Origin of the sequence: Marinobacter profundi, assembly GCF_002744715.1 — a bacterium.
GTDB classification, from domain to species: Bacteria; Pseudomonadota; Gammaproteobacteria; order Pseudomonadales; family Oleiphilaceae; genus Marinobacter; species Marinobacter profundi.
This window is the reverse complement of the sequence record NZ_KZ319372.1, coordinates 11,791-32,693: the sequence shown is the minus strand read 5'-3', so window position 1 is coordinate 32,693 and position 20,903 is coordinate 11,791. Positions and strand designations below refer to the sequence as shown.

The 20,903-nt window shown below is 60.3% G+C and carries 18 protein-coding genes; 5 read left to right on the top strand and 13 right to left on the bottom strand.

The annotated features are described in order from the left end of the window. Positions 1-27: 27 nt before the first annotated feature. The 4 genes from CLH61_RS12120 to CLH61_RS12105 are packed head-to-tail and all read left to right on the top strand — an operon-like array spanning position 28 to position 4,833. Positions 28-1,209 (top strand): acyl-CoA dehydrogenase family protein, encoded by a 1,182-nt coding sequence (locus CLH61_RS12120; RefSeq protein WP_099615015.1) that lies wholly within the window; start codon positions 28-30, stop codon positions 1,207-1,209. Continuing rightward, the gene (locus CLH61_RS12115; RefSeq protein ID WP_228152628.1) at positions 1,130-2,401 is read left to right on the top strand and encodes an acyl-CoA dehydrogenase family protein; all 1,272 of its coding nucleotides are present in this window, start codon (positions 1,130-1,132) and stop codon (positions 2,399-2,401) included. Before CLH61_RS12120 ends, CLH61_RS12115 begins: the two co-directional genes overlap by 80 nt. Further along, positions 2,398-3,825 carry a hypothetical protein gene (locus CLH61_RS12110; protein WP_099615013.1) on the top strand — a complete coding sequence of 476 codons (1,428 nt, stop codon included), beginning with the start codon at positions 2,398-2,400 and terminating at the stop codon, positions 3,823-3,825. Before CLH61_RS12115 ends, CLH61_RS12110 begins: the two co-directional genes overlap by 4 nt. Before the next feature lie 39 nt (positions 3,826-3,864). Next, the gene (locus CLH61_RS12105) at positions 3,865-4,833 is read left to right on the top strand and encodes an NAD(P)H-dependent flavin oxidoreductase (RefSeq protein ID WP_099615012.1); all 969 of its coding nucleotides are present in this window, start codon (positions 3,865-3,867) and stop codon (positions 4,831-4,833) included. 76 nt (positions 4,834-4,909) lie between these two features. Here the strand turns inward: CLH61_RS12105 and CLH61_RS12100 are convergent, their stop codons facing one another. The 10 genes from CLH61_RS12100 to CLH61_RS12055 all read right to left on the bottom strand — a co-directional run bounded on the left by CLH61_RS12100 (position 4,910) and on the right by CLH61_RS12055 (position 16,153). Further along, positions 4,910-5,692 carry an enoyl-CoA hydratase/isomerase family protein gene (locus CLH61_RS12100; protein ID WP_099615011.1) on the bottom strand — a complete coding sequence of 261 codons (783 nt, stop codon included), beginning with the start codon at positions 5,690-5,692 and terminating at the stop codon, positions 4,910-4,912. 17 nt (positions 5,693-5,709) lie between these two features. Continuing rightward, on the bottom strand, positions 5,710-6,810 hold the full coding sequence (locus tag CLH61_RS12095; RefSeq protein ID WP_099615010.1) for an acyl-CoA dehydrogenase family protein: 1,101 nt from the start codon (positions 6,808-6,810) through the stop codon (positions 5,710-5,712). A 23-nt stretch (positions 6,811-6,833) separates the two neighbouring features. Next, complete coding sequence (locus tag CLH61_RS12090) at positions 6,834-7,994, bottom strand: acyl-CoA dehydrogenase family protein (protein WP_099615009.1); 1,161 nt, start codon at positions 7,992-7,994, stop codon at positions 6,834-6,836. A 182-nt stretch (positions 7,995-8,176) separates the two neighbouring features. Continuing rightward, complete coding sequence (locus tag CLH61_RS12085) at positions 8,177-9,751, bottom strand: class I adenylate-forming enzyme family protein (RefSeq protein ID WP_099615008.1); 1,575 nt, start codon at positions 9,749-9,751, stop codon at positions 8,177-8,179. Positions 9,752-9,927: 176 nt separating this feature from the next. Continuing rightward, positions 9,928-11,274 carry a TRAP transporter large permease gene (locus CLH61_RS12080; RefSeq protein WP_099615007.1) on the bottom strand — a complete coding sequence of 449 codons (1,347 nt, stop codon included), beginning with the start codon at positions 11,272-11,274 and terminating at the stop codon, positions 9,928-9,930. Next, a complete protein-coding gene (locus CLH61_RS12075) occupies positions 11,274-11,873 on the bottom strand; it encodes a TRAP transporter small permease (protein ID WP_099615006.1) in 600 nt (199 codons plus the stop codon). The genes CLH61_RS12080 and CLH61_RS12075 overlap by 1 nt, the downstream gene beginning before the upstream one ends. Positions 11,874-12,015: 142 nt before the next feature. Beyond that, the gene (locus CLH61_RS12070; RefSeq protein ID WP_099615005.1) at positions 12,016-13,092 is read right to left on the bottom strand and encodes a C4-dicarboxylate TRAP transporter substrate-binding protein; all 1,077 of its coding nucleotides are present in this window, start codon (positions 13,090-13,092) and stop codon (positions 12,016-12,018) included. Positions 13,093-13,192: 100 nt separating this feature from the next. Then, on the bottom strand, positions 13,193-14,260 hold the full coding sequence (locus CLH61_RS12065) for a C4-dicarboxylate TRAP transporter substrate-binding protein (protein WP_099615004.1): 1,068 nt from the start codon (positions 14,258-14,260) through the stop codon (positions 13,193-13,195). Positions 14,261-14,410: 150 nt separating this feature from the next. Then, positions 14,411-14,848 carry a PaaI family thioesterase gene (locus tag CLH61_RS12060; protein ID WP_099615219.1) on the bottom strand — a complete coding sequence of 146 codons (438 nt, stop codon included), beginning with the start codon at positions 14,846-14,848 and terminating at the stop codon, positions 14,411-14,413. A 234-nt stretch (positions 14,849-15,082) separates the two neighbouring features. Beyond that, the gene (locus CLH61_RS12055) at positions 15,083-16,153 is read right to left on the bottom strand and encodes a C4-dicarboxylate TRAP transporter substrate-binding protein (RefSeq protein WP_099615003.1); all 1,071 of its coding nucleotides are present in this window, start codon (positions 16,151-16,153) and stop codon (positions 15,083-15,085) included. 290 nt (positions 16,154-16,443) lie between these two features. Here CLH61_RS12055 and CLH61_RS12050 point away from each other — a divergent pair, with 290 nt between their 5' ends. After that, positions 16,444-17,223 carry an enoyl-CoA hydratase-related protein gene (locus CLH61_RS12050; RefSeq protein ID WP_099615002.1) on the top strand — a complete coding sequence of 260 codons (780 nt, stop codon included), beginning with the start codon at positions 16,444-16,446 and terminating at the stop codon, positions 17,221-17,223. A gap of 58 nt (positions 17,224-17,281) precedes the next feature. Here the strand turns inward: CLH61_RS12050 and CLH61_RS12045 are convergent, their stop codons facing one another. Genes CLH61_RS12045 through CLH61_RS12035 form a run of 3 tightly spaced genes read right to left on the bottom strand, consistent with a single transcriptional unit; the run spans position 17,282 to position 20,849 of the window. Next, a complete protein-coding gene (locus CLH61_RS12045) occupies positions 17,282-18,835 on the bottom strand; it encodes an acyl-CoA synthetase (protein ID WP_211289111.1) in 1,554 nt (517 codons plus the stop codon). A 44-nt stretch (positions 18,836-18,879) separates the two neighbouring features. Then, entirely contained in the window at positions 18,880-19,677 is a 798-nt protein-coding gene (locus tag CLH61_RS12040; protein ID WP_099615001.1) for an enoyl-CoA hydratase/isomerase family protein, read from the bottom strand. A gap of 41 nt (positions 19,678-19,718) precedes the next feature. Continuing rightward, positions 19,719-20,849 carry a CaiB/BaiF CoA transferase family protein gene (locus CLH61_RS12035; protein WP_099615000.1) on the bottom strand — a complete coding sequence of 377 codons (1,131 nt, stop codon included), beginning with the start codon at positions 20,847-20,849 and terminating at the stop codon, positions 19,719-19,721. Positions 20,850-20,903: the final 54 nt, after the last annotated feature.

Here is a 20,903-nt window from a genome sequence, read left to right as displayed (position 1 = left end):
ATAAGCAAGCTATTTGGAGACTGTGTTTTGGATACCACGCTCTCGACCACCGATCTGGAATTCCGGGATGACGTTCGGGCTTTTTTTGCCAAGGCAGCGCCCGAGAAGTCGCAACAACTGATCAACAACCCTGACACCTACAAGCAGGGCGTCATCCAGTGGCAGAAGCAACTCTTTGAGCAGGGCTGGGTCGCGCCGTTCTGGCCTCGCGAATACGGTGGTGCCGGCTGGACGGTAACCCAGTCGTATATCTATGAATGCGAGCGGGTGACAGCCAATGCACCGGATGTTGTGCCTTTCGGCCTGAAGATGGTCGGCCCCGTTATTTACACCTATGGCAATGACGAACAGAAAGCGCGCTTCCTGCCGGGCATCCTCAACGGCAATGACTGGTGGTGCCAGGGATACTCGGAGCCGGGCGCCGGCTCTGACCTTGCGGCGTTGAAAACCCGCGCCGACCGGGACGGCGACGATTACATCGTCAATGGATCCAAGATCTGGACCACCTATGCCCAGTACGCCGACTGGATCTTCTGCCTGGTGCGTACCGACCACTCCGGCAGGCCCCAGCAGGGTATCAGTTTCCTGCTGATCGACATGAAAACGCCCGGAATCACCGTTTCGCCCATCCGCAGCATCAACGGGGTGCACTCACTCAACGAAGTGCATTTCGACAATGTACGGGTACCGCTGGCCAATCGCATCGGCGAGGAAGGCCAGGGCTGGACCTATGCCAAGTCCCTGCTGGCCCATGAACGCACCGTCATCGCCCGCGTCGCCGATTCCAAGAGCCGCCTCGACAGATTGCGCGAACTGGCCACCCGCGAGCTTCAGGGCGGCCGTCCGATGATTGAGGACGAGGCATTCCGCGCCCGTTTCACAGCCATCGAAGTGGACCTGATGGCGCTGGAATACATGGAACTCCGGGTGCTGGCGGCCATGGCCAACAATCAGAGCCCGGGCGCCGAATCGTCGTTGCTGAAGATCCGCGGCACCGAGATCCAGCAGGCCCTCCATGAACTGACCATCGAGCTGGCCGGGGTATACGGCGGCATGATTGCCGGTGACAGCGCCACGGCAGCCGACCTCGGGCACGATTTCGGTGACCAGGCCCGCAAGGACTTCATGTATGGCCGGGCTTCAACGATTTTCGGTGGCTCCAACGAGATCCAGAAGAACATTATCGCCAAGCGGGTCCTCGGCCTCTGATCGCCATCAGCAGCGGACAACAGCGGATTATCAACAGAAGGATTGGGCTGTGAATTTCTCTTTCACCGAAGAACAACAAATGCTTCAGGATAGTGCTGCCCGCTTTGTCGGCCAGGACTACTCGTTTGACCGCCGCCAGCAGGATGTCGGGCGCACTACTGGTTTCGACCCCGAGCTCTGGCAACAATTTGCCGACCTGGGTTGGCTCGCCGTGCCCTTCGAGGAGGAGCACGGCGGTTTTGGTGGCAATGCCACCGACCTGATGCTGTTGATGGAACAGATGGGCAAAGGACTGGTGGCAGCACCTTACCTGGCGACGGTGTTACTGTTTGGCAAACTGGTGGAAGCCGGCACCGTTGGTGACCTGCGTGACGACCTGCTGACCCGCGTTATCGCCGGCCAGCTGCAGGGTGGTGTCGCGTTCATGGAGCGCCAGGCACGTTACGCCCTGGCCGATACCTCGACCCGTGCCAGCCGCACTGCCGCCGGCTTTGAACTGTCCGGAGAGAAGACGCTGGTCCTCAATGGTCCGGTCGCCGACAAACTCATTGTGTCCGCCCGCACCGGGGGTGCGCAGCAGGACGAAGCCGGCATCAGCCTGTTCCTGCTGGATCGGACCACTCCCGGCCTGGAGCTGACGGACTTCCGGTTGATGGACGGCCAGCCAGTAGCCAACCTGCGGCTGACCCGGGTCCAGGTCACGGCCGACCAGCTGGTTGGCCCTGAGAACGACGGGCTCGCCCTGTTGCAGCGGGTCATCGACGAGGCCCTGCCCGGGGTCTGTGCCGAAGCGCTCGGGCTGATGACCCACCTGACCAACACCACCATCGAGTACACCAGGGCCCGCAAACAGTTCGGCGTGGCCATCGGTTCGTTCCAGGTACTGCAGCATCGCATGGTGGACATGTTCACGGCCTGCGAGGAGATCCGCTCACTGCTGTACCGGGCGGTCTGCTCAGCCGACAAACCCGGCACTGCGGAACATCGTCGTAACCTGCATGCACTCAAGGTCCTGACCGGGCGTCGGGGCAAGCGGGTGGGCAACGAAGCCATCCAGCTTCACGGCGGCATGGGCATCACCGACGAACTGGATGTGGGGCACTACGTCAAACACCTGATGGTACTCAACTCCCTGTTCGGGGATGCGGACTACCACCAGCAACAACTAGCGACCCTGTCGCTGCCCATGTGAGCACACTGGCCCTGCAACAGGCCCGCAGTGAGGAATGGGCGCTGACCAGCCGTAACCTGGCAACCATTTGCCTGTTGCTGGTCTGCGCCTGCGCCATTGCCGAGCAGTTTGTGACGTCCGGCTGGCTCAGCAGCGTGGCGGGCGCGTCTCTGTTGATCTTTGTGGTACTGCAGTGGCCGGGCATCAGCCTGACCTACCGGATCTTTTCAATCCTCGCACCGGCGCTTGCCGTCGGGTTGTGGCTGGGCGGCATGATTGACGGGCCGGCCATTGCCGCCGGCGTCGACCGGGCGGCATTCTTCACGCTCTTCCTCACCTCCCTGGCGGTACTAAGGGAGTCTGCCAAGTCGTCTTCGCTGGTGCGCAAGTGCGGCAAGGTACTGGTGCACCAACCGCCTGCCCGGCGCTATATGCTGATGGCCTTTGGCTCTCACCTGTTCAGCGTCATGCTCAATATTGGTGCCCTCAACGTGTTGGGAACCATGGTCCATCGCGCCATTCGGCCCACCGCCGACCCGGAAGCCCAACGCATTGCGGCTATTCGCAGTCGCCGTATGCTCACCGCCACCCTACGGGGCTTTTGCGGGGTTCCGCTCTGGGCGCCAACAACCGTGACGATGCTGCTGGTGCTGTCCGGCATTCCACAACTGAGTTGGGAACAATATGCGCCTCTGGGTCTGCTCTGGGCGCTATTGTTCATGCTCTGGGGGGGTGTGCTGGACTGGCTGGCTTACCCGCGCCCCCGCACCAGAGCCACCTTCGGGGGTAATCTGACCCAACTGGTTCCGCTGGTCGGCCTCGTCGCGCTGATTCCGGGTCTGGCCTACGGGCTGTCCCGGTTAACGGGCCTGGATCTGTTCCCCACCCTGTTGATGTGTGCCCCGATCATTGGCCTGATCTGGATCTGGCAACAGTACCGTGGCCGTTCTACAGGCGTAAAGGCGGGACTGTTACTGCGGCGGATGAAAAACTCCTTCCCGCAGACCTTTACCAATCAGCGTAACGAGGTCGTACTGTTCACCTCATCCGGTTTTATCGGCGTTATCCTGATTCCGCTGATCGACCCGGCTGCCGCCAGTGCCCTGCTCACCCAGGCCAATGTCAGCAACGCGACCCTGATGGTTGGTATCTCGCTGGCCATGTTGATCTGCTCATTCATCGGCATCAACGCCATCATCACCGTCACCCTGATGCTCGGCGCCCTGCAGCAGATTCCGGACCTGGACATTTCGCCTCTGGTTCAGGCGTCGGTGATCTCCATCACCTGGGCGGTATTTGCCGGCGCGTCACCCTTTACCGCCTCGCTGCGCTTCATTTCCAGCTTCTCGGGCATTTCCCCGCTCCGGTTCGGCGTGCTCTGGAATGGCTGGTTCAGCGCCAGCGTGTTGGCGATCATGTACCTGACCCTTTACCTGGTGCTGTGAAGCGCCAGCCGATAACAACACCCAGACAGGAGCCTCACCATGAGTCTACCGGATACCCTCAAAGGCAAGCTGAACCTCCCGGTACTCTGCTCGCCGATGTTCATCATCTCCACCCCGAAGATGGTGATCGAGCAGTGCAAGGCCGGCGTTGTCGGCTCTTTCCCCGCGCTTAATGCCCGACCGGCAGAAAAGCTCGATGAATGGCTGACCGAGATCGACGAGGCGCTCGCGGCTTACCAGGCCGATAACCCGGGCGTGAAAGTAGCCCCCTATGCGGTCAACCAGATCGCCCATCCAACCAACGACCGCCTCGAGCACGATATGCAGGTGTGTGTTAAGCACAAGGTGCCGATCATCATTACCAGCCTGCAGGCCAATCCGATGGTGATCGAAGCCGCACACAGCTACGGTGGTCTGGTATTCCATGACGTCACCAACATCCGCCATGCCAAAAAGGCCCTGAGTATGGGGGTCGACGGACTGATCCTGGTAACCGCCGGTGCCGGCGGCCATGCCGGCACCCTCAGCCCGTTCGCTTTGCTGTCGGAAATCCGCCAGTTCTTCGATGGCCCGGTGATTCTCGGCGGCGCGATCACCAAGGGCAACCACATTCTCGGTGCCCAGGTCATGGGCGCCGACATGGCCTATATGGGCACCCGCTTTATTGCCACCGAGGAAGCCAATGCCGAACAGTCCTACAAGGATATGATCGTGGAATCCTCGGCGTCGGACATCGTCTACACCAACCTGTTTACCGGCGTCCACGGCAACTACCTGCGCGGCAGCATCGAAAAGGCCGGGCTGGATCCCGACAACCTGCCCCTCTCGGACAAGAGCAAGATGAGCTTTGGTTCCGGAGGCAGCAGCAAGAGCAAGGCCTGGCGGGATATCTGGGGCGCCGGCCAGGGTGTTGGTGGCATCACTCAGCAGAAGTCGGTGGCAGACACCGTGGCCGAACTGCGGGACGAGTACGAAACTGCCAGGCAGCAGGTTGCCGGCAGCCTCTGAGGCAAGGTCCAGACCTGAAAAAAGGGGCCCGCGGGCCCCTTTTTGATACCAGGCAACCTGGCTCGGGCTTAGCTGGTCACGAGCGGGTGAACTGCCCCGGTCGCCGTTCGCCGACGGCTGCCATGCCTTCCTTGTGATCGGCAGTTCGGGCCAGCCAGGCCTGTTCGGCAAACTCGTGTTCGAGACGGGCCTGCAACTCCTCCACTAGCCCCTGACGAAGGGTGGCGCGGGTGGATTCCACCGCCAGCGGCGCACACCCGGCGATTTCGGTAGCCAGCGCCAGAGCCTCGGCGCGAACCCGGTCAGCTGCCACCAGCTTGTCCGCCAGACCATACTCGAGGGCTTCCTCGCCCTTGATCCGGCGGCCGGTGAGCAACATCAAGCGCGCCCGTTGCTGGCCGATGAGTCGCGGCAGCACCAGGCTGATTCCGAACCCGGGATGGATACCCAGCTGGACGAAGTTGGCAGCAAAGCGCGCTTCCGGGCTGACCACACGGAAGTCCGGCACCAGTGACAGCCCCAGACCACCACCGATGGCGGCACCATGAATGGCACCCACCACCGGTTTGCGACAGGCAAACAATCGCGCCGCCGCCTTGTACAGGGTAATGGCGTTGTTATCGGACTCCGGGCGGAACAGGTCGCTGCCGTTGGAGGAAAAGTCCGCGCCGGCGCAAAACGCCTTGCCCCGGGCCGCCAGTACGATGGCGCGACACCGGTCATCCTGATCAAGAGACTCGAACGTCTCCGCGAGGTGCTCAATCAGGGTCACATCAAAAAAATTCAGCGGCGGGCGGCAGATCTCTACCAGCGCGACATGGTCATGCCACTCAACAACAACATCTTCAAAGGTTTTCATGGACTCTCCTGGTCAATTTATCGGGATACCGCATCCCAGGCGCAACCGGCCACTTCGCCGGCACCAAGGGCAGAGATTTCAGCCGCCACCGCCATACCCAGGCGTTCGGACCAGTAGAATTCGGAGCCGAATTCCTCCCGCCAGCTCCACACCCGGCGGCTGTATTGCTGCAACGGATACTCAAAGCTGAACCCCATGGCACCATGGGCCTGGTGGGCATCGCGGGTTACTTTGCCGGCGGCTTCGGAGGCCACCACCTTGGCGGTTGCCAGGGGCAGGAAGATGTCCGAATCACCGCTGAACGGTTCCGGGTGAGCAGACACCCGCCGGACAGCCTGTTCCACCGCCGCACCGGCCAGCGCACTTTCTCCGGCAATATCCGCCACCTTGTGCTGAACCGCCTGGAACTTGCCCAGGGGGCGGCCAAACTGCTGGCGCTCCTTGACATAACCCACCGTCAGTTCGCCGATCTTTTCCAGCGCGCCGGCAATCTGGCAGGCCCGCACCAGGGCGCAGAACTGCTTCAGGCCGTCCGCGGTCATGCCATCCACCGGGCCCGACAGCTGGCCGGGAATCGCCGACTTGAGAATAACGCGGGTCCGCGCCTCGCCGGCGAGGCTTTCCTGGTGCTCCATCTCGATGGTCGATGGCGCAAAGGTGGCAATCTTGACCACGCCCTTCTCCGTCACCGGCACCACCAGCACGGCGGCCTCCGGGGCACCCGCGGCAGCCGCCACCACACCGTTGACTTCGCCCTGCAGCAACACCGGCAGCTCGTCGCCATCGAAAGCCAGCGCCGCCCAGCGCTCGGTAACCGCCAGCCCGCTTTCTGCCAGTAACAGGTTAGCCACCAGGGCGTCTGCCAGGGGCACCGGCAGGGCAAAGCCTGCAGCCTGGCGAATCAGGTTTAAGCCCAGGGCCAGTGAGCCGCCCACTCCACCCGCCGCTTCGGGCACCCAGGCCAGGGTCAGGCCGGCATCGAGAATCGCCTGGCGCAGGCGCTCGGGCGCTTCCCCACGCTCGGCACCGTTAACAACATCCGCACCACACTGATCGGTAAACAAACGGTGCGCGGTATCCAGTATCAGCTGATCGGTCTGTTCCATATCAAATCCCATAATGAATCTCCCGTGCAGCGCGCTCAGCGCAGCCCCATGCCACGGGCGATGATGCCCTTGAGAACCTCGTTGGTGCCGCCCCGCAGGGTAAACGAGGGCTGACGCAGCAGGCTGTCAGACAGCAGGTACTGGAGCTCATCGCCGTAGCCCTGTTTCATCCGTACCGGCCAGAACTCCCGCAACCGTTCGATGATGTCCTGCTCCAGGCGGGTACCGAGATCCTTGACCAGCGCCGCCTCCACTTCCGGCGAATGCCCCTGGCCAAGCAGCGCAGCAACCCCGAGTGACATGGCGCGCAGCGCACGGATACGGGCAATGATGCTGCCGACGACCGCCGCCTGATGCCCGGTCATCGCAGCGGCGCCCTGTTGCAGTGCTCTTTCGAGGGCGACAAACGTGCTCAGGAAACGCTCCGGGCCCGATCGTTCCAGTGCCAGCTCGCTGGTGATCTGCTTCCAGCCCTCGCCCACTTGTCCCAGCACCGCATCGTCGGGCACGAATACTTTTTCAAAGTGACTTTCATTGAAGTGTTCCACCCCGCTCATGTCGCGGATGCCCCGCACCGTTACCCCTGGCGAATCCAGTGGCACCAGGAACTGGGTAAGACCTTCATGACGCCGGTTCGGGTCCCGCTCACCAGTGCGGGCGAGGACGGTCATGTACTGGCAATGCTGGGCTCCCGACGACCACAGCTTGGTGCCGGTAATCTCCCAGCCGCCTTCCACCCGGTGGGCCCGGGTACGTACCGAGGCGAGATCCGAGCCGGATTCCGGCTCGCTCAGGCCCAGGGCGACGAAACACTCACCGGCGGCGATTCGTGGCAGGATATTGCGCTTCATATCTTCGGTACCGGTGGCCAGGATCAGCGGTCCACTCTGACGGTCGGCAATCCAGTGGGCGTGCACCGGCGCACCGGCCACCAGCAGCTCCTCGGTAATCACATAGCGATGCAGCGCACTCAGCTCGCGGCCGCCGTACTGACGGGGCCAGGTGACGCCGATCCAGCCTTGCCGACCCAGTTTGCGGCTGAAGGCCGGATCCACCCCGGCGCACCAGCAGTCCGTCACCGGTACGAAGCCACCACTGCGGCGCTCCTCGTCCAGAAAGGCACGGACTTCCTTACGCAGCTCATCAACGCTTTGATCGATTTCCGGAGCGGGAAAATTAAATCGGACACTTTCCATAATGAGCACTCATATAAATCGTTAATATTATTTTTCGGGCAAAAAAAAGGGCTTTCTGAAAGATCAGAAAACCCGGACTCAACCTCAAAAGGGGTCAACAAACAACGACGTGATATAAATATCTGACATTTCGCACCATTAAACAAATATCAATATAATATGAACCCGATATAACCCCGGTATTACTTCAACTTATCAATTACCATTTTGCGGATTTCAGTCTTTAATATTTTATTAACCGTTGAAACCGGCAACGGGTCGTCCACAAAGGTAACTGCGGTGGGACATTTATAATGGGCAATCCGCTCACGACAATAGGCCTTGATATCCTGTTCGGTTACGCTGTCGGGGGCCACCAGTCTTATGACCGCATGTACTGACTCGCCCCATTTTTCGTGAGGCACACCAATCACCGCGCACTCCCTCACCGCTGGATGGCGGGACAGGATATTCTCGATTTCAATGGGGTACACATTCTCCCCCCCACTGACAATCATGTCCTTGATTCTGCCGACGAGGAACAGATAGCCATCTTCGTCCAGGTAACCACTGTCGCCGGTGTAGTACCAGCCATCCTGCAGCACTGCATTGGTCAGCTCAGGCGCCCGCCAGTAGCCCTTCATGACATTGGAGCCCTTGACCACAATCTCCCCCACTTCTCCGGGGGGTAACCGGCGGCGTTCGCCATCTACAATCCTCACATGATTGTGGAACACCGGACGGCCCACCGATTCCAGCCGCGGCAGTCGCGTCGCCTCCAGGGAGTGATCTTCGCCATCCAGCACCGTTACCACCGGGGAGGCTTCGGTCATGCCATAGGACTGGGCAAAGGACACCCGCGGCAGAACCTTCAGGGCCCGCTCCAGCAACGCCACCGGCATCGGCGCGGCACCGTAGGTAATCAGCCGCAGGCTGGAGAGATCAAAGCCGCTGAAGTCGGGGTGATCGAGCATCATCTGCAGCATGGTGGGCACGATCTGCATGGTGTTTATGCGGTAGCGCTCCACCAGCTGCATCACGTCCACGACGTCAAAGCGCGACAGGATCACCGTATGGGTTCCGGTCATGGTGGCGGTGTACACCCGCGATCCGGCGGCAGTATGGAACATCGGGCTGGCGAGCAGGTGGGTTTCCCGCTCGACCATGCGGTACCAGGAGATCCCGCCCAGCGCATTGGTAAACTGGTTGATGTGGGTAAGCATCACCCCTTTCGAGCGTCCGGTGGTACCGCCGGTATAGAAGATCACCAGGGTGTCGTCATTGCCACTCGGCGCCAGCGTGGTTCCCTTCGCCTCCGTCAACAGTTGCTCGTACCCGATCATATCGCGGGGTACCGCGCCGTGGCCGGCATAGACGACCGCCTTCAGCCAGGGACAGGCACCGACGATAGCCGCCGCCTGTTCCAGGTGGTGCTCGTCCACCAGCAGCACCGCGGGCTCGGCATCTTCAATGCAGGTGACCATCTCGCCGACAGACAGGCGGAAATTCACCGGCACCACAATGGCGCCCGCCATCGGGGCGGCAAAAAACAGCTCGAAACACCAGTGCGAGTTGAAACCGAGATAGGCCACCCGGTCGCCTGCGGCCACCCCTAGCCCGGCCAAGGCGTGGGCCAGGTCCTGGCAGCGGCTGTGGGTCTCCTGCCAGCTGTAGGTCCGGCCCTCAAAACTGACGGACGGACTCCGGGGCCAGCGTTCGGCGGCTTTTTCCAGCAGGTGGTGAACCGCAATGGCGGCAGTACCGGTCGTATTCATCATGGCGCTCTCGATATCACTCTTACTGTCACGGGGATTCTTTTTCCCTACGGGGACAGACCCGAGGTCAGTCCCCCTGCGCTTCCTTTCCCTCCGGGGACAGACCCAAGGTCAGTCCCCTTACGCTTGCTCCCTGAGGGGACTGACCTCGGGTCTGTCCCCTCATCATCCGGGCCCGGTCACCCCATACTGTTGGGGATCAGCAGCGAGATGATCGGGAACGCCACAATCAGGCCCAGTACGATCAGGTCTGCCACCAGGAACTTCATCACTCCGAAGAAGATGGTGTGCACCTTGATTTCCTTGCCCACCACGCTGTTAATCACGAACACGTTCATCCCCAGCGGCGGCGTTACCAGGCCGATTTCCAGCAGCTTGACCACTACGACGCCGAACCAGATCAGATCCATGCCCATGCCTTCCACCAGCGGAATAACAAACGGCAGGGTCAGCAGCATGGTGCCGATGGAGTCCAGGAACATGCCCAGTACGATGTACAGCATGACAATGAAAAACAGCACCATCCAGGGCTCAAGACCCAGGCTGTCGACAAAGCCGACGAAGGCACCGGTAACACCGGTCAGCGACACGAAGGAGACAAAGATCTTGGCACCGATCGCAATGAAGAACAGCGCCGCCGACTGGAACGCAGTCTCCTTCATGGAGCTGAGGAAGTCCGCCCAGGTCAGGCGACGGGACAGCACGCCGAACCCGATAGCAAACAGCAGGCATACGGCGGCGGCTTCGGTAGCGGTGAAGAACCCGCCGTAGATACCACCGATGATGATGACCATCAGGGTCAGTGCCGGCCAGCCCTTGATCGCCGCCTTCAGCCGGTCACGGTTGGTGAAGTTGAGGTCTTTCGGCGCCGGCGCATGGTCGGGCTTGAGCATGGCCCAGATCATCACCACCACGATGAAGCCAACGATGGTGAGAATGCCCGGCAGTACACCAGCCAGGAACAGCTTGTTGACCGACTGCTCGGTGAACATGCCGTACAGAATGAACAGGACGCTGGGCGGAATCAGCGAGCCCAGGGTGCCACCCATGGCCACCGTCGAGGTCGCCAGTTGTTTGTCGTAGCCGAAACGCAGCATCTCCGGCACACAGATCCGCCCCATGGAGGACGCACACGCCAGGCTGGAGCCGGTGATCGCAGAGAAACCACCGCAACCGAACAGTGAGGCAATTGCCAGGCCGCCTGGCATCTTGGCCAGCCAGACCCGTACCGCCTCATAGATATCGGTGGTGATACGGGAATGATAGGCAATGTGCCCCGCCGCGATGAACAGCGGAATCATGCTCAGGGAATAGGAGTGGATAAAGTCGAAGGCATTGGACTCGATCAGTGCCATCGCCGGGCGCAGACCGCGCTCGAACATGAACTCGCCGCCCGGCCGCCAGGCGTAGGCGATCAATGAACACACCGAGGCCACGCCCACCAGCACGTAGGCGATGGGCACCCGCATGATCATCAGAGCCAGCGCGGCGGCAAAGCCCCAGCCGCCAATCAGGGAAGCTTCCATCAGTTTGCTACCTCGTGGGTGGTTTCAGGCTGCTTGCACTTGATGACGCCCAGCGCTTCCAGGGAGTCGCAGACAGCCAGGTCAATCAGCCGGATAAAGAACAGGAAATAGCCCACAAAGAACAGGGTGTGCCCCGGCCATTTCGGCAATTCGAGCAGACCAAAGAAATAGGCGCCGGATTCAAAAGCATCCACCACGGACAGGAAGGCTGCGTAGGTAATCGGTGCTACGGCAATCAGGCCCACGACGGCAGTCAGCACATTGAGCGCCTGCTGGAATTTCGGCCCCAGTTTCTGGGTAAAGATCTCCACGGAAATAAACCCGCGATCGGCCGCTACAAAGGCCAGCGGCAGGATCAGCGCGCCAATCATCATCTCGCCGACGATCACAATCTCGTCCGGGATACCGGAAGAGGAGAATGTGCGCAGCAACACGCTACTGGCAATGACCGCGCAAAGGCCCAGAATACAGACCACCGCGATCAGCAGAAAAACATTCTCCAGCCACGCCAGTGACCCTCGCGCGCAGCCGAGAGCCCTCAGGGAAACGGCTGGCGAGCCTTGAGACTGAAGTCGTTCCGTACGCTCGGTGACGACCATGTGCACCTCCCGATGGGAACCTGCCCGTACCCTGGGCAAGTCCCGGTTTCTTGATGGTTGATTGTTGTTATCGAATTACAGCGGGCTGCCCTGAACCTGCCGGCGGTCTCGCCGCCAGCAGGAGGCGAGCCCGCCCGGAAGCTCAGCTCCGGGTCCAGGGGTAACCCTTCTCGTCCAGTTCAGCCTGGTACTTGTTCAGCAGGGCCTGGTATTCGTCCCAGATTGCCTTGCCATCCAGGCCGGCCTTGTTCATGTCCGCGATCCAGGCAGTAACGTATTTGTCTGACTGGGCGAACAACTCGGCGCGGCTCTCGTCGGACCATTTGATGACTTCAACCTTGTTACCCAGTTCACCGGTAGGCAGTTTGTCAGTCACATCCTGGTTGTCCTTGATCACCTTCTCGGCATAGAAGTCGACCATCTCGGAACCCACCTTGCGCATCAGCTGCTGCTGCTCGGCAGAGAGGTCATCCCAGGTCCATTTGTTCATGACCATGGCGAAACCGGCAATCTGGCCCCAGTTCATCAGTGCCACACTGGTGGTGACTTCCGGTGTCTTGAACGCCCGCATGGCGTACAGGTAGCCGCCGGAACAGTCCACCAGCCCGGTATCCAGCGCCTGGTAAACCTCGGAATAGATGAAGTTCACCATGTTTGCGCCGACCTCATCGAGAATCTTGGCGTAGATGGCAGAGGCGCGGATCTTCTTGCCGGCGAAGTCTTCCAGCTTCTCGATGCGCACGTCACCGGCACATTCGAACTGCATCGGGCTGGTGGTGTAGTTGGTGACATACACCACATCGTTCTTGGCAAATTCCTTCTGCAACTGCTCGTTGGTGGTCATCAGCTCGTACATCGCCCGCATACCCACCCAGGAATCAGACTGGGGCACCGGGATATCGCCCACACTGAGTGCCCGCATTTTCTGGGGCTCATACGCCGCCAGCACCGAGCCCATGTCGGCGGTGCCGGAGCTGACGCCACCCAGGATGGCGCTGTACTTCAGCAGCGCACCGCCCCAGTGAATGTCCAGCTTCAGGTCACCACCGGACTGCTCCTGCAACTGATCGGCAAAGTACTGCAGGGCATCAGCGCGAGCGCCCCGGTTCGGGGTTGCCTCGGCGTAGCGCAAGGTGGTCTCCGCCACCGCCTGGCCCAAGGTAGCCAGCGAGAGAACTGAGCCGACCACCAGCGATTTGAACATCTTGTTAGCACCCATTGTTGTTTATCCTCTTGTTTTCAGATGGCGGCCCGGCCGCCTATTCGTCATTCGGTGTCCCGCCCCCCGGGGTCCGGTCGGGGCGGTTTCCTGGTACCCCTCAGCTCTGCCAGGGATATCCCTTGGCCTCAAACTGGCCCTGGTACTGTTTCAGCAACCCGATGTACTTGTCCCAGATCTGCTGTCCGGCCATGCCGCGACGGTTGGCATCTTCAATCCAGCTGTCACGGAACTTGAGCGTGGCATCGAGAATTTTCTGGCGCTCGTCTGCCGCCATCCGGGTAACCGGAACCACCTTGCCAAAACCGCCGTCAGCCAGGGTCTTGGCAACCGCTTCCGCATCCTCGATGGTCAGCCGGGCAAAGTGGTCAATCATGTTGGAACCGGCCTGGCGCAGAATGGCCTGTTGCTTGTCATCGAGATCGGACCAGACGAATTCGTTCATCACAATGGCAAAGCCCAGCAGCTGTCCCCAGTCAACCCGGGTCACCGACTCCACCACCTCGTAGGTCTTGTAGGCTTTCATGGTGTAGAAGTAGCTGGCCAGGCAGTCCACCAGGCCGGTATCCAGCGCCTGATAGACTTCACCGAAGGTCATGCTGACCGTGTCCGCACCCAGCTCGGCCAGCACATTGGTATAGGTGCCGGTAGCACGGATCCGCTTGCCCTTGATGTCCTCAACTGTCTGGATCTGCTTGCCCTGGGTACATTCGAACTGGACCCCGGTGGTGCTGAAGTTGCTAAGGTAGACCAGGGACTGCTCGGCAAGGGATTTTTGCAGCTGGGGGTCGCTGGTCATCAGGTCGTACATGGCGCGCATGCCAACCCAGGGATCTGCGTACTCAAGGGGAATATCACCGATACCCAGCGCCTTCAGCTCCTGGGGTTCGTAGGAGGACAGTACCGAGCCAAGATCGGCACTGCCGGCGGAGACGCCTTCCATCACGCCGCTCCACTTCAGCAGCGCGCCACCCCAGTGAATATCGATCTTGATGTCGCCACCCGACAGGCGTTCGACTTCATCGGCATAGAACTGCACGGCGGCGGCACGGGTGCCGCGATTAGGGCCTGCTTCGGCGTAGCGCAGGACGACTTCGGCGGAAACCTGGGCCGCCCCGGCCAAAGCCAGCACGATCCCGAGGGTCAGAGATTTGAATGTTGAAACCATGGCATTGCTCCCGGCGTGGGGTGTTATTTTTGTTGGCCGCGGCGGAGGGATGACATCCACCACACGCACCCAAACTATCACCGGAAAGCAATATCAACAACGACCCATATTTTATAGAATCTATGCCCTGTGGATATGGGTTGACGGACCTCAATCCGCCGGCACCCCCTCCTCGTTCTCGCCGCCGAAAACATAACGGAAAGTCCCCTGGCCGGTGGCGATCAGGGTGTCTTCACAGGTGATCCGGGCCTCGACAAAAAAGATCTTGCGGCCACGGTTGACCACCTTGGCCTCGACCCGCAATACGCCCTGTTGCAGCGGATTCATGAAGTGGGTATTGAGCGAGATGGTGATGCAGCGCCGGACATTGCCGGGCACTGAGCAATAGGTGCCACACAGCCCTGCTGCACTGTCCAGCAGAGACACAAACACCCCGCCATGGACAAAGCCGTTGCGGTTGAGATGACGTTCGTTCATCTCGGCGGTGATGACTGCGCGGTTCGGCTCCCATTCGGTCACCGAAAATCCGAGAACTTCCCGGAAGCCGCTCATATTCTCGGCTTCAAACTGCAGGTTTGCTTCACTCATGTTGCTCACACATTCGGTTGTGCCGTGGCGGGATTCGTCACGGCAATCATTCTTTGTATAAATCCGGCATGCCACATAGCAAAACCGAATACCATTTTGAGCCTCAAGCGTATCGCAGGTGGCAACCAAAAAGAATTCGATGAAAGTTATTGGTGACTCCGGCACCGCCAGATGGCGGTGCCGGGTTGCCCCGAACAGGCTTAGCCAGGGTAAGCCCGCACCGGAAGGTAGCAATCAACGTTCCCAGGGATAGCCGAGCCGTTCCTTCTCCGCTTCATAGCGGGCCACAATGGCCAGGTACTCATCCCAGATACCCTGGCCGTCTACACCGGCACGATTCATGGCATCGACCCAGTCCTGGATGTATTTTTCCGACCCGTCAATCAGCCGCTGCCGCTCCGTTGCACTCCAGCGGCTGACCGGCACCTTGTTACCTATGGCCCCGCTGGTGAGACCCTCCACCACCTGATCCATCTCTGCCACCTGCAGCCGGGCAAAGTAGTCGATGGTGTCCGAACCTGCCTGCTGCAGGGCACTGCGCTGGTTGTCGTTGAGATCGTTCCAGATATCCCGGTTGATCATCACCGCAAAACCGGCCACCTGGCCCCAGTCTGCCAGCGACACATGGTCGATCACCTCGAAGGTTTTCAGGGCACGGATGGTGTACAGATAGCTGGCGCTGCAGTCCACCAGGCCGGTATCCAGCGCCTGGTAGATCTCACCGGCGGTAACCCCGACTATGTCGGCCCCCATATCCTTCAGCACTTTGCTGTAGATGGCCACCGCACGGATTTTCTTGCCCCGGATGTCCTCCACCGACTCGATCCGGTTGTCGCCGGCACATTCGAACTGCACGCCGCTGCTGGAAAAGCCGGTGAGGTACATCAGGTTTTCCTCACCCAGCATGCGCTGCAGGACTTCGTTGGTGGTCATCAGCTCATACATCGAGCGCATTCCCACCCAGGGATCGGCAGACTGGTGGGGAATATCGCCAATCGCCAGGGCCTTGAGTTTGGTGGGCGAATAGACAGCCAATACTGAGCCCAGATCCGCCGTACCCACCGAAACCCCGGCCGGGACGGTTTTGTAGTCCAGCAGCGCACCGCCCCAGTGGATATCGAACTTCAGTTCACCACCGCTCAGCTCACTGGCATTACTCATGAAATGCTCGACTGCCTGTGAACGGGTACCGCGGTTTGGCCCGCCCTCGGCGAACCGCAGGGTGGTTTCAGCACAAACAGATGTCGACAACAAACCGACGGCAAGATAACAACCAACATGACGCAGTAATTTTGTTCTTATCATTTTTGTACTTGCCATTTGTGTATTTGTCATTTGTGTATTTGCCATTTGAGAGCTCCGTGCATTATTTTTATGAGCCCTAACGCTAACACCCCACCGTCGCCCGCACAGTTATAATTTATCTATATTTTCCATGCCAATCAGGTATGCCAAAAGACAGGATTAAAAGCCGGTTACAGGTTACTTTTAAAGGCCGATAAAAAGCGTTCTCTTAAAGCAAGCCTGAATAAACAGAGCAACAACAATACATCCGGATGCATTGCAGCAATCCATAAAACAAATACGGAGTAGCCATGGCCGATTTATTACATGAAATAAACAACCATATCCTGACCCTTACCCTGAACCGACCCGACCGGCTCAATGCCATGAGCAACGAAATGCGGGAGGAGATGCTCCGGCTGTTGACGGACCAGGCCACCAATCCGGACGTCCGCGCCATCGTCATTCGAGCCAATGGCCGGGGCTTCTGTACCGGTGCCGATGTCCAGCCCGACCAGATCCTTGCCCGCCGCGCCAACATTGGCGAACAGGTGGAAAGCGGGATCAATCAGGTGATCAGAAAACTGACCAGCCTGCCGGTACCGGTTATTGCCGCAGTCAACGGTCCGGCCGCCGGCGCCGGGGTCAGCCTGGCCCTGGCGTCCGACCTCATGCTGGTAAACCGGGATGCGGCATTTCACGTTTCGTTTGCCCGTATCGGCGCGGTCATGGACGGCGGCAGCTCATGGTTTCTCTCCCGCACCATCGGCGCCCGCCGCACCGCTGCCCTTGCATTGACCGGTGGCACCTTCGGGGCAGAGGAAGCGCTGACGTGGGGGCTGGCGCACAAGGTGGTGGACAATGACCAGCTATGGGCAGAGGCAGACAAACTGGCCGGCCAACTGGCGAACGGGCCAACCACCGCCCTCGGCCTGATCAAAAAAGAGATTGCCATGGCGGCAACCCTGGATCTCAGCGCGACCCTGACCCTGGAGGCCGAAAGCCAGCAGGTTGCATTCAATACCGCGGATTTTGCCGAGGCAATTGAGGCCCGCCAGCATAAACGACCGCCGGTTTTCCGGGGTCATTGAACCGGGCGTTTACCCGACTGGCCGGCGCCGTCAGCGGCGCCGGCCTGCGGAAGTCGGCTCAGATCCTGCGCCCGGCCTGCTGCCAGTACTTGTCGCGAAGCCGGCGCTTGAAGATCTTGCCGGAGTCTTCCCGCGGCAGGTCTTTGCCGATCTCGATGGTCCGTGGCACCTTGAAGCCAGCCAGGTGTTCGCGCAGATAAACCCGGACTTCGTCGACGGAAATGCCGTCCTCATTGTCGACTTCCAGCACCGCCATCACCGACTCGCCAAACTCTTCATCCGGCACCCCGAACACTGCACAGTCCTTGATCCCGGGGTAATTATGAAGCACCGACTCAATCTCTGCGGGGTAGATATTGACCCCACCCGAGATCACCATGTCCTTGGCCCGGTCAGCGATGAACAGGAATCCGTCCTCATCCATATAACCCATGTCACCGGAGGTGATGTAGCCGTCACGATCGATTTCAGCCCGGGCTTCCGGCCGGCCGTTATAAGTGAAATCGTTGATCGGGAACCGCGAGTAAATTTCACCAATGGTATTGGCGGGCAGGATGTTGCCGTTCTCGTCAAGAATGCGGACATCCGCTTCCGGCACCGTCTTGCCGACACTGCCGGGTTTCGCCAATGCCTGCTCGGAGTTACAGGCAACCACGGCACCGGACTCGGTGGAGCCGTAGAACTCGTTGATGACCGGTCCGAACCACTCGATCATCTTGCGCTTGACGTCCGCCGGACACGGCGCGGCGGCGTGGATGATGAATTCCAGGGATGACAGGTCATAGCGGTTGCGGATGGCTTCCGGCAGCTTGAGCAGACGGATGAACATGATCGGTACCATCATCGCCGCCGTGAGCTTGTACTCTTCGATCAGCTGCAGCACGCCCTCGGCGTCAAACCGCGGCACAATCAGCAGCAGGTCACTGATTTTGGAAGCCTGCATGGCGTAGCCGTTGGGGGCGCTGTGGTAGAGCGGGCCCGGCACCATGCAGCGGGCATTAGGTGCGCAGCCGTACACCCGGGAGCGGAAATTCCGCATCCGGGTGACTTTGTCGTCGTCCAGGGCGATGCGACGAACCCCCTTGGGATGACCGGTGGTGCCGGAGGTATACAGCATCGACGATGGGCCGACCCGGGCAGGTTCAGTGATCGGCTGCTGGTTGTCGAGCCACTGGTACCAGCTGGTCTGCCCTTCCGGCACTGTACAGGCCTGCGCATCGAGGCCGAACGCCGAACCGATGTCCTCATGGGTCTCCACCACCAGGCAGGTCACGCCGGCGGGAATGGCATCGTGGATGGCGCGCCAGAGATCCGCGTGAATCACCAGCACCTTGGCGCCACAGTCATTCAGAATGTAGGTCAGCTCCTCACCGGCCAGATGCCAGTTGATCGGCACCGCGTAAGCACCGACATAGTTGGCGGCATGGTTGGCGGTCAGGAACGGAATGTCGTTGCGCATGAAGATACCGACGCAGTCACCCGGTTCGACTCCCATATTGCGGAAGCCCGCCGCCGCGCGACGGATATCATGCTGGAATTCCTCATGGCTCAGATGCCTGCTGCCGCAGACAATGCCCTTGAACGTAGTCTTGTCGATTGTGGTCTTGGTCACTGCTCAATCTCCTGTAACCGGCCCGTCAGCTCAAACTGACGACCTCAACGGCCGGTAAACTGCGGTTTGCGTTTTTCATTGAAGGCGGTTACACCCTCGACCCAGTCTTCAGCCATCACGCTGTCCCCGAAGGTTTCCGCCTCGGACTGCAGTTGTTGTTCGAGGGAGTTTTCCGATGACTGCAGGATCAGCTTCTTGATGTTGCCGTAGGCGCGGGTCGGCCCCTGAGCCAGCCGCTCGGCCAGTTTGCGGGTCTCCGCCTCCAGGTCGGCACCGGGCACCACCCGGTTGATCATGCCAAGGTCTTTGGCTTCGGCAGCGCTGAAGCGGTCCCCCAGCAAGGCAATTTCCATGGCTTTCTTGGTGCCCACCAGCCGCGGCAGGTAATAGGTCGCACCGCCGTCCGGGCTGCTGGCAATGTGGCTGTAGGCCAGGGTGAAGAAGGCATCGTCGGCAGCAATCACCAGGTCACAACTCAGTGCCACGCTGATACCGGCACCGGCGGCCGCGCCACGGACACTGGCAATAATCGGCTTGTTGAGCCGCCGCATGGTGTACATGATGCCGTTGAGGTTGGTGTGGATCCGGTTGATGAAGGTCAGCCGCCGCTGCTCGGGAGTCAGCGGGGTGAATTCCATGAACGACTTGACGTCGCCCCCCGCCATGAAATGATCACCGGCGCCCCGCAGCACCACACACCGCACCGAGTCATCGGACTCCAGCGCCTGGAAGGTCGCCAACAGCTTCTGCCGCATGTCCAGCGAAAGCGCGTTTCTGGCTTCCGGACGATTCATGGTGAGGTAGGCAACACCGTTTTCTGCTTCGTATAAGAGATGACTCATTTGTTATTGTCCCCATGCAAACGTATTCGGTTGGTCCAGGTTCAGTTGACGGCGATGGCGCCCTGTAGCGCGTCCAGCTGCTCGGCACTGTACCCCAGCTCGGTAAAGACTGCTGCGGTATCCGTACCGTAGGGTTTTGCCGGGTGACGAATCTCCGGCGCAGTCCTGCTGAAGCGGGGGGCTGGCGCGGGCTGTGTCATGTCACCCACTTTCACGTAGGTCTGGCGCGCCACGTTGTGCGGATGGCTCTGGGCTTCCTGCATATCCAGCACCGGCGCAAAGCAGATATCGGTGCCTTCCATCAGCTCACACCACTCCTCACGGGTCTTCTGCAGGAAAACCTCGGCGATGGCCTGCTTGAGCTCCGGCCAGCGCTGCTGGTTCAGCTGGTCGGCAAACCGCTCCGCGGGCAAACCGGCCACTGCCATCAGCCGGGCATAGAACTGTGGCTCGATGGAACCGATGGAGATGTACTTGCCGTCGCGGGTTTCATAGGTGTCGTAGAAGTGGGCACCGCCATCCAGCTTGTTGGTGCCGCGCTCCAGGGAATGCAGCCCCATGGCATGGGCACTGTGGAACATGGACATCAGGATGGCAGACCCGTCGGTCATTGCCGCATCAATCACCTGGCCCTTGCCGGACTTCTGGGCCTCCAGCAGCCCGGCCACCAGCCCGAGCGCCAGGAACATGCCGCCGCCGCCAAAATCACCCACCAGGTTGAGCGGGGGCACCGGTTTTTCGCCGGCGCGACCCACGGCATTGAGTGCACCGGTCAGCGAGATGTAGTTGATGTCATGGCCGGCGGCGTGAGACAGCGGACCAAACTGGCCCCAGCCGGTCATCCGGCCATAGATCAGTTTCGGGTTACGGGCGAGACAGGCGTCGGGGCCGATCCCGAGTTTTTCGGTTACCCCGGGGCGAAAACCCTCGAACAGCGCATCGGCACTTTCCACCAGTTTCAGCAACGCCTCTACCCCGACTTTGCTCTTGAGGTCGAGGGCAATCGAGCGTTTGCCACGGCGGCTGCAATCCAGTGCCGCTTTCGGCGCCTGCGCGCCGAGTCGCTCCACGCTGATCACTTCCGCACCCAGGTCTGCCAGCACCATGCCGCAGAAGGGTCCGGGGCCGATACCGGCCAATTCGATAATGCGAAAACCGTGCAACGGTCCCATGTGCAATCTCCATCGCCGCCGATACCCGGCGAGCCTTGTTGTTATTAATCGTGC